The following is a 12,145-nucleotide window of genomic DNA, read 5'->3' on the forward strand; positions in this document are numbered from 1 at the left end:
CTATGATATAGAATTGCCGAAGCAATCCATTACAACAAGCACCGATGATTAAAATCTACTACCTGAGCACCTGCGATACCTGCAAAAAGATCCTCCGACAGCTCGACCCGCCGGAAACTGCGGTTTTGCAGGACATCAAAACCGAACCGATTACCGCATCGCAACTCGAAGAACTCCGCCGGGCCGCCGGCAGCTACGAAGCGCTTTTCAGCAAACGCGCCCGCCTTTACCGGGAGCGCAACCTGAAGGAAGCCGCGCTTGGCGAAACGGATTTCCGCGACCTGATCCTGGAACACTATACCTTCCTGAAGCGGCCCGTTATCCTGGCCGGCGGCCGGGTATTTATCGGCAACGCCGCCAAAACCACAGCGGCAGCCGCACAAGCCCTCCATCCTTGAGCCAGCGGACGCTGGCCATATGGGCGGCCATAGGGGCCACAACCATCTACGCCCTGAACCACACCATCGCAAAGGGTGTCATGCCGCATTATGTACAACCTTTTGCATTTATCCTGCTGCGGGTAACCGGGGCCGCCGCGCTGTTCTGGATGATCTCCTTTGCCGGCCCCCGCCAGTCTGTCGAGAAACGGGACTGGGGGCGGCTGTTGCTCTGCGCCCTCCTCGGCATGGTAATCAACATGCTGTCGTTCTTCAAGGGGCTCGAACTTTCCACGCCCGTCAACAGTTCCGTCCTGGTTACGGTGACCCCGATCATCGTCGCGATCTTTTCGTATTTCCTCATCCGCGAACGGCTGACACGCCTCCGGGGCCTGGGGATTCTGTTGGGGCTTGCCGGCGCCCTGGCCCTGATTTTCCTGAATGAAACCACCGGGATGAACGCCCCGAACATCCCCCTCGGGAATTTCCTGTTCATCGTCAATGCGAGCAGTTACGGGCTCTACCTGATCCTTGTCAAAAAACTCATCGAGAAGTACCACCCGTTTGTTTTGATGCGCTGGTTGTTTACCCTGGCGGTTTTCATCAACCTGCCCATCACGCTGCCGGAATTCCTGGAAATCGACTGGCCGTCCATCCCGGCCTGGGGGCTGGCCTCGATCGCATTTGTGGTTATCGGCACCACGTTCCTCACCTACTTGTTCAACGTGTTTGCCCTGACCCAGCTCAAAGCCTCCACGGTAAGCGCCTTTATCTACGGGCAACCCGTAATCGGTATAGGGTTTGCCCTCCTCACCGGCAAGGATACCCTGAGCGCTTTGGACGTGCTGGCCATGCTGCTGGTAATGAGCGGCGTGTACCTGGTGAGCAGGCGTACTATTCCAGGTCCCTGACGGGCACGGCGTGGCGGCGTGTGTCTGCCCGGGTGAGTTCCTTGAAACCTTCGGCCTTTTCCGTGCGGCTGAGCGCATCCAGGTATTTTTGAGGCAGCCCGGTGAGCTTCCGTCGGTGCAGATCGATCCAACCTCCCATCATCTTGCAATGTGCCAGGTGCTTCCCCCGGTGGTCGTAGAAGTTGTGGTGGAATTCAAAAAACATCCCATCCCGGCTCAGGCCGGCTACCTCCACCGAGACCCTCACCCCGGTTCCCGGCAGTACTTCCCTGAGGTAGTGCATGTGCTCGAAAAAGACCACCGGGCCCAGGTTTTGCTCCACCATTTCCGGGAGGTCCAGGCCGGATTCGATCAGGAAGGACATACGGGCGTGGCTCATAAAATTCGTGTAGGCGCTGTTTGCCAGGTGCCGGTTGGCATCCAGGTCGCTCCAACGGACTTCGAACGCTTTCATGTACATAAATTGACGAGTTTTGGGTTACATGTCGGGGTTTTCAGTTTGAGTTGCTGCCAACCCGGTTGCAAAATTAACGGATTTCCTCCCCGCTTCCCGGAGCCCTGCATTTTTATCGTACTTTTAACTTAGAACTTTTCTTTTATCCATCAACCTGTTCCAATGCCCGAAAAAGCGCGTTTTATCGATAGCCTTTGCCTGCCGGTTGTGGCGGCACCCATGTTTCTGATTTCCAACCCCGAGCTTGTCATCGCCTGCTGCAAACGAGGCATCGTCGGCACATTCCCGGCCCTCAACCAGCGCAGCAGCGAAGGTTTCGAAGAGTGGCTCAGGGAAATCACCGGGGCCCTGGAGGCCTATGAAAGGGAAACCGGCAAGAAGCCCGCCCCGTTTGGGGTCAACCTGATTGTTCACCCGACAAACCCGAGGCTGCGTGCCGACCTGGAACTCTGTGTCCGCTACCGCGTCCCATTGGTAATCACCTCCCTGGGCGCCGTCTCCGATGTGGTGGATGCCGTTCACAGTTATGGAGGCCTCGTATTCCACGACATCATCAAGAAACGCCATGCCGAGAAGGCAGCGGAAGCCGGGGTAGACGGACTGATCCTGGTTGCCGCGGGCGCCGGGGGGCATGCCGGAACGCTCAACCCGATGTCCCTGATTGCCGAGGTCCGGAAGGTCTTTGACAAAACGCTGCTGCTCTCCGGTTGTATCAGCACGGGACGGGACGTGGCAGCCGCGCTGCAAATGGGGGCCGACCTGGCCTATATGGGGACGCGTTTTATCAATACGGAAGAAAGCCGGGCCCCGGAGGCCTACCGGCAGATGATCGTGAAGGCCGGCGCATCCGATATTGTCTATACAGCAGCCGTGTCCGGAGTGCCCGCAAATTTCCTGGGGCCCAGCCTGGAGGCCGCCGGCCTCACCGAAGAAGACCTGAAACGGGATACGAAGATCGACTTTGGCAAAGAATTGGATACGGAGGCCAAGGCCTGGAAGACCATCTGGTCGGCCGGGCAAGGGGTTACCAGTATCGGGGACGTCCTCCCGGTTTCCGAACTGATCGACCGGCTCCGCCTGGAATTCCGGGAAGCCCTGACCGAACAAGCCGAATTGCTGGACCGCTATTGCCACGGCGTCTGACCGATGCCCCTGGAACCGTCTGCATATCATCCCCCGGCGTACTGGCGCAACGGCCACCTGTCCACCATCTATTCCGCCCTCTTCCGGCGGGTCCCCAACCCGGGCTACCGTCGGGAACGCCTGGAACTCCCGGACGGGGATTTCCTGGACCTGGACTGGCTGGGACGCAATGGTGAGAACAAAGCGAAGCACCCGGGTAAGATAGTGGTCCTGGTTCACGGCCTGGAAGGCGATACGCGCCGCCCGTATATGGTCGGGAGCGCCGTTGCATTTGCCGGGGAAGGCTACGCAGTCTGTGCGGTGAACCTACGGGGGTGCAGCGGGGAGCCCAACCGGCTGTTCCGCTCCTACCATTCCGGGGCTACGGAAGACCTGCAGGCCGTGGTTCAACACCTGACAACCGCACAACCGGAAGCCCGCATCTACCTCAAGGGGTTCAGCCTGGGCGGGAACCTGATCCTGAAATACCTCGGGGAAGACCCCGGCAGGGCCCGGAGCATCCAGGCTGCAGCGGCCATTTCCGTCCCTGTAGACCTGCGCGATTCCCTCATGCAGCTCCAGCAACCGAGGAACCGTTTGTATTCCCGGCGATTCCTCAGGAACCTCCGGGAGAAAATGCGTCAGAAACACCGCCTTTTCCCGGACCGGATACCCCTGGAAACCCTCCGGGCTATCCGGACCCTCAAGGATTTCGACGACCTGTATACCAGCCGGGCGCACGGGTTCCGGGACGCCCTGGATTACTACGCCCGGTGCAGCAGCCTGCCGGTTTTGGAAAACATCCGGGTCCCCACCCTCCTGCTCAATGCCCGCAACGACAGTTTCCTGGGGCCCGCCTGCTATCCCGGGGCACTCAGTGAGCGGCATCCCCGCTTGTTTTACGAATCCCCGGCCTATGGCGGGCATGTCGGGTTTATCTTGCCGGGCGGCACCTACTACAACGAACTCCGCGCAATTCGATTTTTCAGGCAGCATTCATAAGCACCGAATTTGTATATTAGTCGCTCATAAGAATCTGTATCATGAAAAAATTCTTGGCTATATGCACCGTTGCAGCTTTTGTGACGGGTTGCGGCGAAAAAAAGGAGGAGAAAAAAGACGACGGTTTTGAAATGAGTCGTACCAAGCAGGAAGCCCCGGCTGCCGAAAAAGCCGATTCGGGAGGCGTCCCCGTAGACCTTTCCAACAAAGGCGTGGGACCCGTGGAATCCCTGGATCTTCCCGATGAAATCGACCAGGAACTCGCCGCAACCGGAGAAGCCAAATTCAACCAGATCTGCGTCGCCTGCCACCAGGTGGAAAAACGCATGATCGGCCCGGCCATGGCGGGCGTAATGGAGCGCCGCAGCCCGGAATGGGTGATGAATATGATGTTGAACCCCGACGGGATGCTCAAGGAAGACCCCATTGCCAAGGCGTTGCTCAAGGAGTACAACAACATGATCATGACCAACCAGAACCTGTCCGAAGAAGACGCGCGGGCACTGCTGGAATACCTGAGGACCCTATAGGCATTCCGCCTACCGGGACCCTCCCACCCTTCAGATCTTGTCGGTAAGCACCTTGTAGGTCGGATCTTCCAACACGTTGATCTCGATGATGTCGTCGGCATCTTTGAGCAGGCGGCGGCAGTCCCTGCTCAGGTGCTTTAAGTGGACCTTTTTGCCCACCCGTTCGTAGCGTTCGGTGAGTTTGTTAAGCGCTTCGATGGCGGACATGTCCACCACGCGGCTCTCCCTGAAGTCGATTACGATTTCTTCCGGGTCGCCCATTACATCGAACTTTTCGTTGAACAATGTCGTCGATCCGAAAAAGAGCGGGCCGTAGATTTCATAGTACTTGACCCCTTCTGAGTCGATGTGCTTCCTGGCCCGGATGCGCTTGGCATTGTCCCAGGCAAAAACCAGGGCGGAGATGATCACCCCCACGAGTACGGCCAGGGCCAGGTTGTGCAGGAAGACCGTTACCAGTGTAACCAGCACCATGACCAGGACGTCCGATTTGGGCATCCGGCGAAAAGTCCGCAGACTCGCCCATTCAAAGGTGCCCAGGGCCACCATAATCATCAGCCCGGTAAGAGCCGCCATCGGCACGCGCTCAATCAACCCGGAGCCGTAAACCACGAACACCAGGAGCATCAGGGATGCCACAATCCCCGAAAGCCGGGCCCGGGCACCGTTGGAGGTATTGATCAGGCTCTGGCCGATCATCGCACACCCGCCCATCCCGGAAAACAAGCCGGAGAGGATATTCCCGGCCCCCTGGGCCACTGCCTCCTTGTTGCCACGGCCGCGGGTTTCCGTGATTTCATCGACGATATTCAGGGTCAGCAGGCTTTCGATAAGCCCCACCCCGGCCACGATGGCGGCATAGGGGAAGATGATGCGCAGTGTTTCCAGGGTCCACGGCAGTTCCGGGATATGGAATGGCGGGAAGCCCCCGCTGATGGAGGCAATATCCCCGATGCTGCGGGTGGGGATATCCAGTGCCAGGACCAGGCCAAAGATGACCAGGATGGCCACCAGGGAGGCGGGCACGGCCTTGCTCAGCCTGGGCAGGCCCCAGATAATAGCCATGGTAAGAAGAACGAGCCCGCTAAAGGTCCAAAGGGCCGGACCCTGCATCCAATCCCCTTCCGGGGTCTTGAATTGGGCGAGTTGCGACATAAAGATGATGATGGCCAGGCCGTTTACAAACCCGAAGATCACGGGGTGGGGCACCAGCCGCATGAATTTACCGAGGCGGAACACCCCGGCCGTTACCTGCAGCAGGCCGGCTAAAATTACCGTGGCAAAGACATATTCCACTCCGTAGTCGGCTACCAGGGAAACGATGACCACCGCTACGGCCCCGGTGGCCCCGGAGATCATGCCCGGCCTTCCGCCAAGGACGGAGGTTACCAGACCCAATACAAAGGCTGCATAGAGCCCGGTGAGCGGGGACAACCCGGCAATCAGGGCAAATGCAATCGCCTCGGGCACAAGTGCCAGGGCTACGGTAAGCCCGGAAAGGATCTCCGTGCGGTAATTGACTTCCTGTGAAAAATCGAATAGGTTCAGATACTTCTTCAAAATCCTGATTTAAGCCGGCAAAATTACCCAATATTTCCGAGTGGCCCGGCCTGGAGGAAGGAATTCGGGAATCTTCAGAATTCGCGGGGATCTCTCAGGATTTTGCAACAATTCCGGGGAGTCATTGAGGTACCCGCAATGGCCCCTTGCTGCCGGGCCCCGTCCCCTAAAAAGAGAAACCGCCCGGGATCTTACAGGATCCGGACGGTTTCCAACTAACCAACCAACCAAAATTTTAAAGGCTTACCCCGGGCGCTTCCTGCTCACGTGCATGTCCGGGAGCGTTTCCGCCCGGCGTTTGCGCAGGTCTGTGCCCGCATCCTTGAGGAATTGCCGGTAGCCCCGGCCCGAGAACTCGTACAACGTCCCGCTGTCCGGGTGGTAGAGTTCAATCGTTCCGTCATCAATAACGTATAATTCAAAATAGTCATTGCCCATAAATTCATAATCCAGTGTTAAAGTTTTCAGGCTGGGGTCGCCGGGCACATTGTACACGGTATACCGTCCCTGGTAATCCCATACTAGCGCCTGGATGGGCGTGCCCGGAAGGTCTTCGGACGAACGGAATTCATCCCGGTTGCCCAGGGCCGGGAATGACAGGAAGTGTTCCCGGTCAAAATCGTTCAGGGCCCCGGCATCGCTGGCAAACGTTTTTTCCCAGGCGCTGTATTCCTGCAGGAAATAATGGATGTTATCGTAAAACAGCCCGTCGTAATCGAACTGGCCGCGCTGGTAGCCGTGGAGAAAATACGAGGTATCCGTTTGCGGGTCGTAGAGTTCCACCCGGGCATTGCCCAGGACATAGACATCCAGGTCCCAGAGCCCGTCGATGTCGTGGTCGATGGCCACAATCCCGCCGGCTGTATCGTACCAGCCCACCTGGATGCCCAGGCCGTTCCCCGTCTTCCCGATCCCCACCAGGTTGTTGTTTGCGAGCAGGGCACCCCGGTCAAAAGAGACCGTAAAGGCGTGCTGCAGGAATGGGACCTCACCGCTGCCCCGGGTGGCGTGGATATCCACATACCAGAGGTCATAGGCTTCCAGCACCTGCCGGGCGCTGACCGGGACGTCTGCTACCGGGGCGGGTTCCTCCACCCACAATTCGGTGTAACAGGAATGGAGCAGAAAAGTGAGCAGCAGAAGCGGAAGGATCGTAATTTTCGTTCTCATATCGCGTGACTTTGATTCCGATTACCAAGTTGCAATCGGCGTGCCAAAGTTTCTTGGCGCTGATAGTCAACGTTTTAATGGGTTTTATCCGCATTTCCGACCGAATTAATTTTAAGTAATTTTGGACGAAAGAACACAGGAGTGAAAGCAAATATGCGGTTTGCCGTACTGGGCGGCGGGAGTTGGGCTACAGCCATCGTAAAAATGTTGTGCGAGAACCTGGACCAGGTAACCTGGTACATGCGGAATCCGGACGCCATCGAACACATTCGCAGGGAAGGGCATAACCCGAATTACCTGAGCTCCGTGGAGTTCAACACGGACCAACTCCGTTTGACGGACACCATCGACGAGGCGGTCCGGGACGCAGACCTGTTGATTTTTGCCATCCCGTCTGCCTTCCTGGTCCGCGAGCTCAAACAGCTCAGCGTCCCCCTCGGCGGCAAAACCCTTTTCTCGGCCATTAAGGGGATCGTGCCCGAGACGGGTAAAATCGTCGGGGAACACCTGCACGAAACCTACGACATTGCCTATGACGACATCGGCGTGATCACCGGCCCCTGCCACGCAGAAGAGGTGGCCCTGGAGCGGCTGTCCTACCTGACCATCGCCTGTTCCGATAAAAAGAAGGCGCGGATGGTGGCCCGGGCCCTGAGCAGTAGTTATATCAAGACGAAGGTTACCAAAGACATCATCGGCACGGAATACGCGGCCATGTTGAAGAACATCTACGCGATTGCCGCGGGGATTGCCCATGGGCTGGGATATGGCGACAATTTTCAATCCGTGCTCATGAGCAATGCCATCCGGGAGATGAAGCGCTACACGAAGCGCCTGTACAACATCGACCGGAATATCAACCATTCGGCCTACCTGGGCGACCTGCTGGTAACCGGGTATTCCACCTTCAGCCGGAACCGGATGTTCGGGAACATGATCGGGAAAGGGTACACGGTAAAAAGCGCCATGATGGAGATGAGTATGGTGGCTGAAGGCTATTACGCTGTGAAAAGCGCCCACGCCATCAAGGAGGACTTCCCCAAGAAGGTCAAGACCCCGATCATCGACGCCGTTTACAAAGTGTTGTACGAACAAAAGAATGCCAAGAAAACCTTCGCTGCCCTGGCCGACCGGATGAGTTGATCCCGGGGTACCCCGGGACGCTATACCGGTTCCAGGCTGAACGTGCTGTGCAGGTGGATTTCCCGTTCGAGGGTTTCCTTCCAGGCCTCGGCCTTCCGGGCATCCGCCCCCAGCAACCGGGCGCACTCGGCAACGGCCTCCTCAAGGTATTCCCGTACCGAATCGATATCGAAGTAAAGCCGGCCGGTACGCCGGATGAAAAAGTCCATGGGGCTCTGCACCATCTCATAGGCCACGCCAAACTGCAATTCGGCCTGCATCAGGCGCCACTTGGGGTCCTTCCCCTCAGAGGCCTCAAAACCCGACAGGATCGTTTCCGTCTGGTCCCCGTAGGTGGTGACCAATTGCCAGGCCACATGCCGGTCCAGTCCGTGAGGCTTCAGGCGGCGGGCTATTTGGTCGATGTACTCCCGCACCGCTTTGGAATTCTTAAAGCCGTTCCCGCAGAGCGGCAGCTTCTCGGTCCGGCAGGGCCCCAGCTCCTTCCCGGCTTCCTCCAGGCGATGCGCTACCCGGTTGACAGCCCGTTCGGCCATTTTCCGGTACCCGGTCAGCTTGCCCCCGGCCATGCTGATCAGGCCGCTCTCCGAAGTAAAAATCTCATCCTTGCGCGATAATTCGGAGGCGGATTTGCCTTCCTCGTGGATCAGTGGCCGCAGTCCTGCCCAGGACGATTCGATATCTGCCATTTCCAGCTCGATGGACGGAAACATATTGTTCACCGCGGAAATCAGGTAGATGGCGTCGGCCAAATCCGTGCGCACGTCATCCTTGTCCCCGTTGAAATTCGTATCCGTAGTGCCCACGTAGGTGACCTTCCCCCTGGGAATCGCAAAAATCATCCGCCCGTCCGGCACGTCGAAGTAAACGGACTGCCGAACCGGGAGTTTCTCATGGGGGAAAACCAGGTGGACCCCCTTGGTCAGGTGCAGCCGTTTGCCCTGCCGGCTGCGGTTTACGCCCCGCAACTCATCTACCCAGGGGCCCGCCGCATTGATGATATGGTCGGCGCGGACTTCCATCTTGCCGCCCCCCAGGAGGTCTTCGGCCACCACGCCGTCCACGCGGCCTTCCTCGTAAAGGAAGTCGTCCACCCGCATGTAGTTCAGGGCCTTGGTCCCGAATTCCAGGCTGCTCTTGATGATTTCGAGTGTCAGTCGGGCGTCGTCGGTGCGGTATTCCGCGTAATATCCGGCACCTTTTAATTTCTTTTTCGGCAGGAGCGGCTCTTTCTTCAGCGCCTGTTTCTTTTCCAGCATCTTCCGCTTGTCGTCCCCTCCTACCTGGGCGAGGATATCGTATACCTTCAGGCCGATGGATGTGAGCCATTTTCCGTACGACCCCCCTTCGATGAGCGGCAAGAGCATTTTCTCGGGCAGGACCAGGTGCGGGGCCAGTTTGTGTACGATGGCGCGCTCCGAACCGACCTCCTTCACCAGCCAGAAGTCGAACTGTTTCAGGTACCGCAAGCCCCCGTGGATGAGTTTGGTGGATTTGCTGCTGGTCCCGGAGGCAAAGTCCCCCTTTTCCAGCAAGACGGTGCGAAGCCCGCGGGATGCGGCGTCCAGGGCAATCCCCGCCCCGGTGATTCCCCCGCCGATAACCAGCAGGTCGGCTCGGGAGGCTTGCAGTTCCCTGAGGTCGGATGACCGGCTCTTCGTGGTAAATGGGTTCGGTTTTTTCATAGCAATTGGGGTTTGGTGCAGGGTATCGCGGCCGGGTTGCGACGTGAGCGTTATTCCGGGACCGCGATGGTATGCGATAAAAATACGAGGAATTTCAGGTTTCGCCAATGGGCACGCGGGGTTTCAGTTCCCCGGAAGGAGCTTCAACGAGGAGGGTTGCCGTTCCCCTGCTGGGGGCGTCATTCAGCAGATCCTTCCCGGTTAAACCCGTATTCCTTCTCCACCCGGCAAATCCGAATCCGGTACTCGCTGTACCATTTTTCGCGTCCGTACCGCTGGGCCAGTGCGTGGTCGGCCTGGGCCTTCCAGCCCGCGATAGCCTCCAGGGATTCCCAGTAACTGACGGTTATCCCGACTTCTTCCCGGGCGTGGTCCACCCCCAGATAACCCGGCTGGCGTGCGGCCAGCTCCATCATACGAGCCGAAGTTTCCGCATACCCGGCCTGCTCTTCGGTCCGGCGGGAAGTGAAAATCACGGCGTAATAGGGGAATTTTGCCTTCATAGCGGATAATCGTTTTCCAGGAAATAGGTAACGATGGCTTCCTTCATCAGGACGGATTGCTCCCCGGCCTTCAGCACCGGCAGCGGTTCCAGCAGCCGGTAATGCGGCCATCCCTCATCGTCAAAATATTCGAACTCGTAATACCCATAAGGCTCCAGCAGGCGGCAGATGCCGATATGCATCAGGTCGAGTTTTTCGTCTTTTTTAAACCGGCGGTGGAACTGCCCGAGTTCCTGGACGCCGATCAGGTAGATAATCGCGTCCAGATCCAGGGTGTCCCCGTCGGCGAACCGTTCGGAAAGGTCTGCCTGCAGCTTCTCCCAACGCGCTTTCAATTCTGTATCTCTTGCCATAAGCCAGCCGGATCGGGGCGCCATTTAACGCGCCTTAAAGGTACGAATCAATGCGCTATATTTGCGGGTAACCGCCATGGGATTTATCGATGTCATTCTGGGATTATTACTCGTTTACGGACTCTATAAGGGGTTTCGCAACGGGCTGATCCTTGAGATTGCCTCCATCGCCGCGCTGATAGCAGGGATCTACGGGGCCATCCACTTTTCATACATCGCGGCCGGCTACCTGAGTCAGCGCCTGGACTGGAGTCCCTACTACCTGAAACTAACCGCATTCCTGATCACCTTCCTGGCCATCGTCATTGCTGTGCACCTGTTGGGCAAGCTGCTTACCCGCGTGGCGGAAATGACCCTGGTGGGCTTCCTAAACCGGCTGGGGGGCGCCGTTTTCGGGGTGGTTAAAGTAGCCGTTATCCTCGGGGCCGTGCTGATCTTTTTTGAACGGGCCAACCGGACCCTGGGCGTGGGCGACTCGGATGCAGTCCGCGAGTCCGTACTCTACGGGCCGGTACGGGAAGTCGGCGCCTTTGTTTTCAGCCGGGTCCTGGAGCCGGCACCCCGGGAAACCGAAGTTCCCGCCTCCCGTTAACCGCCCGAAGAATTAGAAGCTGTTTGCCGGTGTACGAGGATTCCCGACACTTTATCGAAATTTAAGCCCCTCCCGGGCGGTTCGCCGGAAAAATGTGTATTATTATCCTCCGGCCCCGCGCCGGGTATGAAAAGAACCCCCATTCTTTCTACTGGCCTACTTACAGAATAGAACACTGTATGAAAATGAGAATGCAAAGTGCATTCTTGGTTTTCTTCGCGCTGGCAATCGCTTCCTGCTCCAAGGATTCAACAATGCCTGCTAACCCGATAGAAGCCGAGAATGTCCAGGCTGTAGAGGGTGCCATACTCGAACTTGTCAACCAGCACCGGCAGGCCATAGGGGCCGACCCCCTGGCCTTTAGCGAATTGGCGTATTCCTACGCCAACCAGCACACGGATTATATGATTGCCACCGGGAACACGAGTCACGACGACTTCAATGCCCGCGCTTCCAAAATCGCGGAGGCCACGGACGCCAAGTCCGTAGCCGAGAATGTCGCCAGGAATTACGACACCGCCCAGGAAGCCTTTGATGCCTGGATGGGGAGCGCCTCCCACAAGAGTACCCTGGAGGGCAGCTTCAGCCACACGGCCGTCAGCGTCAAACGCGCTCCCGACGGGAAATTGTACTTCACCCAGTTGTTTTACCTGCAATAGCACACGTGCCGGCCTGAACTCCGGACCGGCCCGATATCGCTTCCATTTTCGTATCTTTCGGGGACGCTACATGCGATAAACGAA

Annotated in this window: 14 protein-coding genes; 8 read left to right on the forward strand and 6 right to left on the reverse strand. The window is 57.8% G+C overall.

Features of this window, described 5'->3' with window-relative positions:
- The first annotated feature begins 44 nt into the window (after positions 1 to 44).
- Positions 45 to 398, forward strand: a complete 354-nt coding sequence (locus tag AC3DKS_RS09755; RefSeq protein WP_272607011.1) for an arsenate reductase family protein — start codon at positions 45 to 47, stop codon at positions 396 to 398.
- Positions 395 to 1,288, forward strand: a complete 894-nt coding sequence (locus AC3DKS_RS09760) for a DMT family transporter (RefSeq protein ID WP_272607010.1) — start codon at positions 395 to 397, stop codon at positions 1,286 to 1,288. The genes AC3DKS_RS09755 and AC3DKS_RS09760 overlap by 4 nt, the downstream gene beginning before the upstream one ends.
- Here AC3DKS_RS09760 and AC3DKS_RS09765 read toward each other — a convergent pair.
- A complete protein-coding gene (locus tag AC3DKS_RS09765; RefSeq protein ID WP_041326986.1) occupies positions 1,272 to 1,748 on the reverse strand; it encodes an acyl-CoA thioesterase in 477 nt (158 codons plus the stop codon). The genes AC3DKS_RS09760 and AC3DKS_RS09765 overlap by 17 nt on opposite strands.
- A 156-nt stretch (positions 1,749 to 1,904) precedes the next feature.
- Between AC3DKS_RS09765 and AC3DKS_RS09770 the strand changes: the two genes are divergently transcribed.
- The 3 genes from AC3DKS_RS09770 to AC3DKS_RS09780 are packed head-to-tail and all read left to right on the forward strand — an operon-like array spanning position 1,905 to position 4,396.
- Positions 1,905 to 2,885 (forward strand): NAD(P)H-dependent flavin oxidoreductase, encoded by a 981-nt coding sequence (locus AC3DKS_RS09770; RefSeq protein ID WP_015753534.1) that lies wholly within the window; start codon positions 1,905 to 1,907, stop codon positions 2,883 to 2,885.
- A 3-nt stretch (positions 2,886 to 2,888) separates the two neighbouring features.
- Positions 2,889 to 3,866 (forward strand): YheT family hydrolase, encoded by a 978-nt coding sequence (locus tag AC3DKS_RS09775; RefSeq protein ID WP_272607009.1) that lies wholly within the window; start codon positions 2,889 to 2,891, stop codon positions 3,864 to 3,866.
- A gap of 41 nt (positions 3,867 to 3,907) precedes the next feature.
- Positions 3,908 to 4,396 carry a c-type cytochrome gene (locus AC3DKS_RS09780; RefSeq protein ID WP_015753532.1) on the forward strand — a complete coding sequence of 163 codons (489 nt, stop codon included), beginning with the start codon at positions 3,908 to 3,910 and terminating at the stop codon, positions 4,394 to 4,396.
- A gap of 30 nt (positions 4,397 to 4,426) precedes the next feature.
- Here AC3DKS_RS09780 and AC3DKS_RS09785 read toward each other — a convergent pair whose 3' ends face one another.
- Complete coding sequence (locus AC3DKS_RS09785) at positions 4,427 to 5,956, reverse strand: SulP family inorganic anion transporter (RefSeq protein ID WP_272607008.1); 1,530 nt, start codon at positions 5,954 to 5,956, stop codon at positions 4,427 to 4,429.
- A 243-nt stretch (positions 5,957 to 6,199) separates the two neighbouring features.
- Positions 6,200 to 7,126 (reverse strand): nicotinic acid mononucleotide adenyltransferase, encoded by a 927-nt coding sequence (locus AC3DKS_RS09790; protein ID WP_272607007.1) that lies wholly within the window; start codon positions 7,124 to 7,126, stop codon positions 6,200 to 6,202.
- Between the two features lie 141 nt (positions 7,127 to 7,267).
- Between AC3DKS_RS09790 and AC3DKS_RS09795 the strand changes: the two genes are divergently transcribed.
- Positions 7,268 to 8,269 carry an NAD(P)H-dependent glycerol-3-phosphate dehydrogenase gene (locus AC3DKS_RS09795; protein WP_041326983.1) on the forward strand — a complete coding sequence of 334 codons (1,002 nt, stop codon included), beginning with the start codon at positions 7,268 to 7,270 and terminating at the stop codon, positions 8,267 to 8,269.
- 20 nt (positions 8,270 to 8,289) lie between these two features.
- Here the strand turns inward: AC3DKS_RS09795 and AC3DKS_RS09800 are convergent, their stop codons facing one another.
- From AC3DKS_RS09800 to AC3DKS_RS09810, 3 genes are all read right to left on the reverse strand, one after another.
- Positions 8,290 to 9,954 carry a glycerol-3-phosphate dehydrogenase/oxidase gene (locus AC3DKS_RS09800; protein WP_272607006.1) on the reverse strand — a complete coding sequence of 555 codons (1,665 nt, stop codon included), beginning with the start codon at positions 9,952 to 9,954 and terminating at the stop codon, positions 8,290 to 8,292.
- Positions 9,955 to 10,133: 179 nt separating this feature from the next.
- Positions 10,134 to 10,457, reverse strand: a complete 324-nt coding sequence (locus AC3DKS_RS09805; protein WP_272607005.1) for an antibiotic biosynthesis monooxygenase family protein — start codon at positions 10,455 to 10,457, stop codon at positions 10,134 to 10,136.
- The gene (locus AC3DKS_RS09810) at positions 10,454 to 10,810 is read right to left on the reverse strand and encodes a hypothetical protein (protein WP_015753526.1); all 357 of its coding nucleotides are present in this window, start codon (positions 10,808 to 10,810) and stop codon (positions 10,454 to 10,456) included. Before AC3DKS_RS09810 ends, AC3DKS_RS09805 begins: the two co-directional genes overlap by 4 nt.
- A gap of 76 nt (positions 10,811 to 10,886) precedes the next feature.
- Between AC3DKS_RS09810 and AC3DKS_RS09815 the strand changes: the two genes are divergently transcribed.
- Both AC3DKS_RS09815 and AC3DKS_RS09820 read left to right on the forward strand, forming a co-directional pair.
- The gene (locus AC3DKS_RS09815) at positions 10,887 to 11,402 is read left to right on the forward strand and encodes a CvpA family protein (RefSeq protein ID WP_272607004.1); all 516 of its coding nucleotides are present in this window, start codon (positions 10,887 to 10,889) and stop codon (positions 11,400 to 11,402) included.
- A gap of 254 nt (positions 11,403 to 11,656) precedes the next feature.
- A complete protein-coding gene (locus AC3DKS_RS09820) occupies positions 11,657 to 12,061 on the forward strand; it encodes a CAP domain-containing protein (protein ID WP_272607003.1) in 405 nt (134 codons plus the stop codon).
- Positions 12,062 to 12,145 lie beyond the last annotated feature (84 nt).

Source organism: Robiginitalea sp. (assembly GCF_982776155.1).

What these genes read in the sequence shown, in the direction of transcription:
- AC3DKS_RS09755 (WP_272607011.1), top strand. Translation starts at nt 45, where the DNA reads ATGATTAAAATCTACTACCTGAGCACCTGCGATACCTGCAAAAAGATC.
- AC3DKS_RS09765 (WP_041326986.1), bottom strand. Translation starts at nt 1,748, where the DNA reads ATGTACATGAAAGCGTTCGAAGTCCGTTGGAGCGACCTGGATGCCAAC.
- AC3DKS_RS09770 (WP_015753534.1), top strand. Translation starts at nt 1,905, where the DNA reads ATGCCCGAAAAAGCGCGTTTTATCGATAGCCTTTGCCTGCCGGTTGTG.
- AC3DKS_RS09775 (WP_272607009.1), top strand. Translation starts at nt 2,889, where the DNA reads ATGCCCCTGGAACCGTCTGCATATCATCCCCCGGCGTACTGGCGCAAC.
- AC3DKS_RS09780 (WP_015753532.1), top strand. Translation starts at nt 3,908, where the DNA reads ATGAAAAAATTCTTGGCTATATGCACCGTTGCAGCTTTTGTGACGGGT.
- AC3DKS_RS09790 (WP_272607007.1), bottom strand. Translation starts at nt 7,126, where the DNA reads ATGAGAACGAAAATTACGATCCTTCCGCTTCTGCTGCTCACTTTTCTG.
- AC3DKS_RS09800 (WP_272607006.1), bottom strand. Translation starts at nt 9,954, where the DNA reads ATGAAAAAACCGAACCCATTTACCACGAAGAGCCGGTCATCCGACCTC.
- AC3DKS_RS09805 (WP_272607005.1), bottom strand. Translation starts at nt 10,457, where the DNA reads ATGAAGGCAAAATTCCCCTATTACGCCGTGATTTTCACTTCCCGCCGG.
- AC3DKS_RS09810 (WP_015753526.1), bottom strand. Translation starts at nt 10,810, where the DNA reads ATGGCAAGAGATACAGAATTGAAAGCGCGTTGGGAGAAGCTGCAGGCA.
- AC3DKS_RS09815 (WP_272607004.1), top strand. Translation starts at nt 10,887, where the DNA reads ATGGGATTTATCGATGTCATTCTGGGATTATTACTCGTTTACGGACTC.
- AC3DKS_RS09820 (WP_272607003.1), top strand. Translation starts at nt 11,657, where the DNA reads ATGCCTGCTAACCCGATAGAAGCCGAGAATGTCCAGGCTGTAGAGGGT.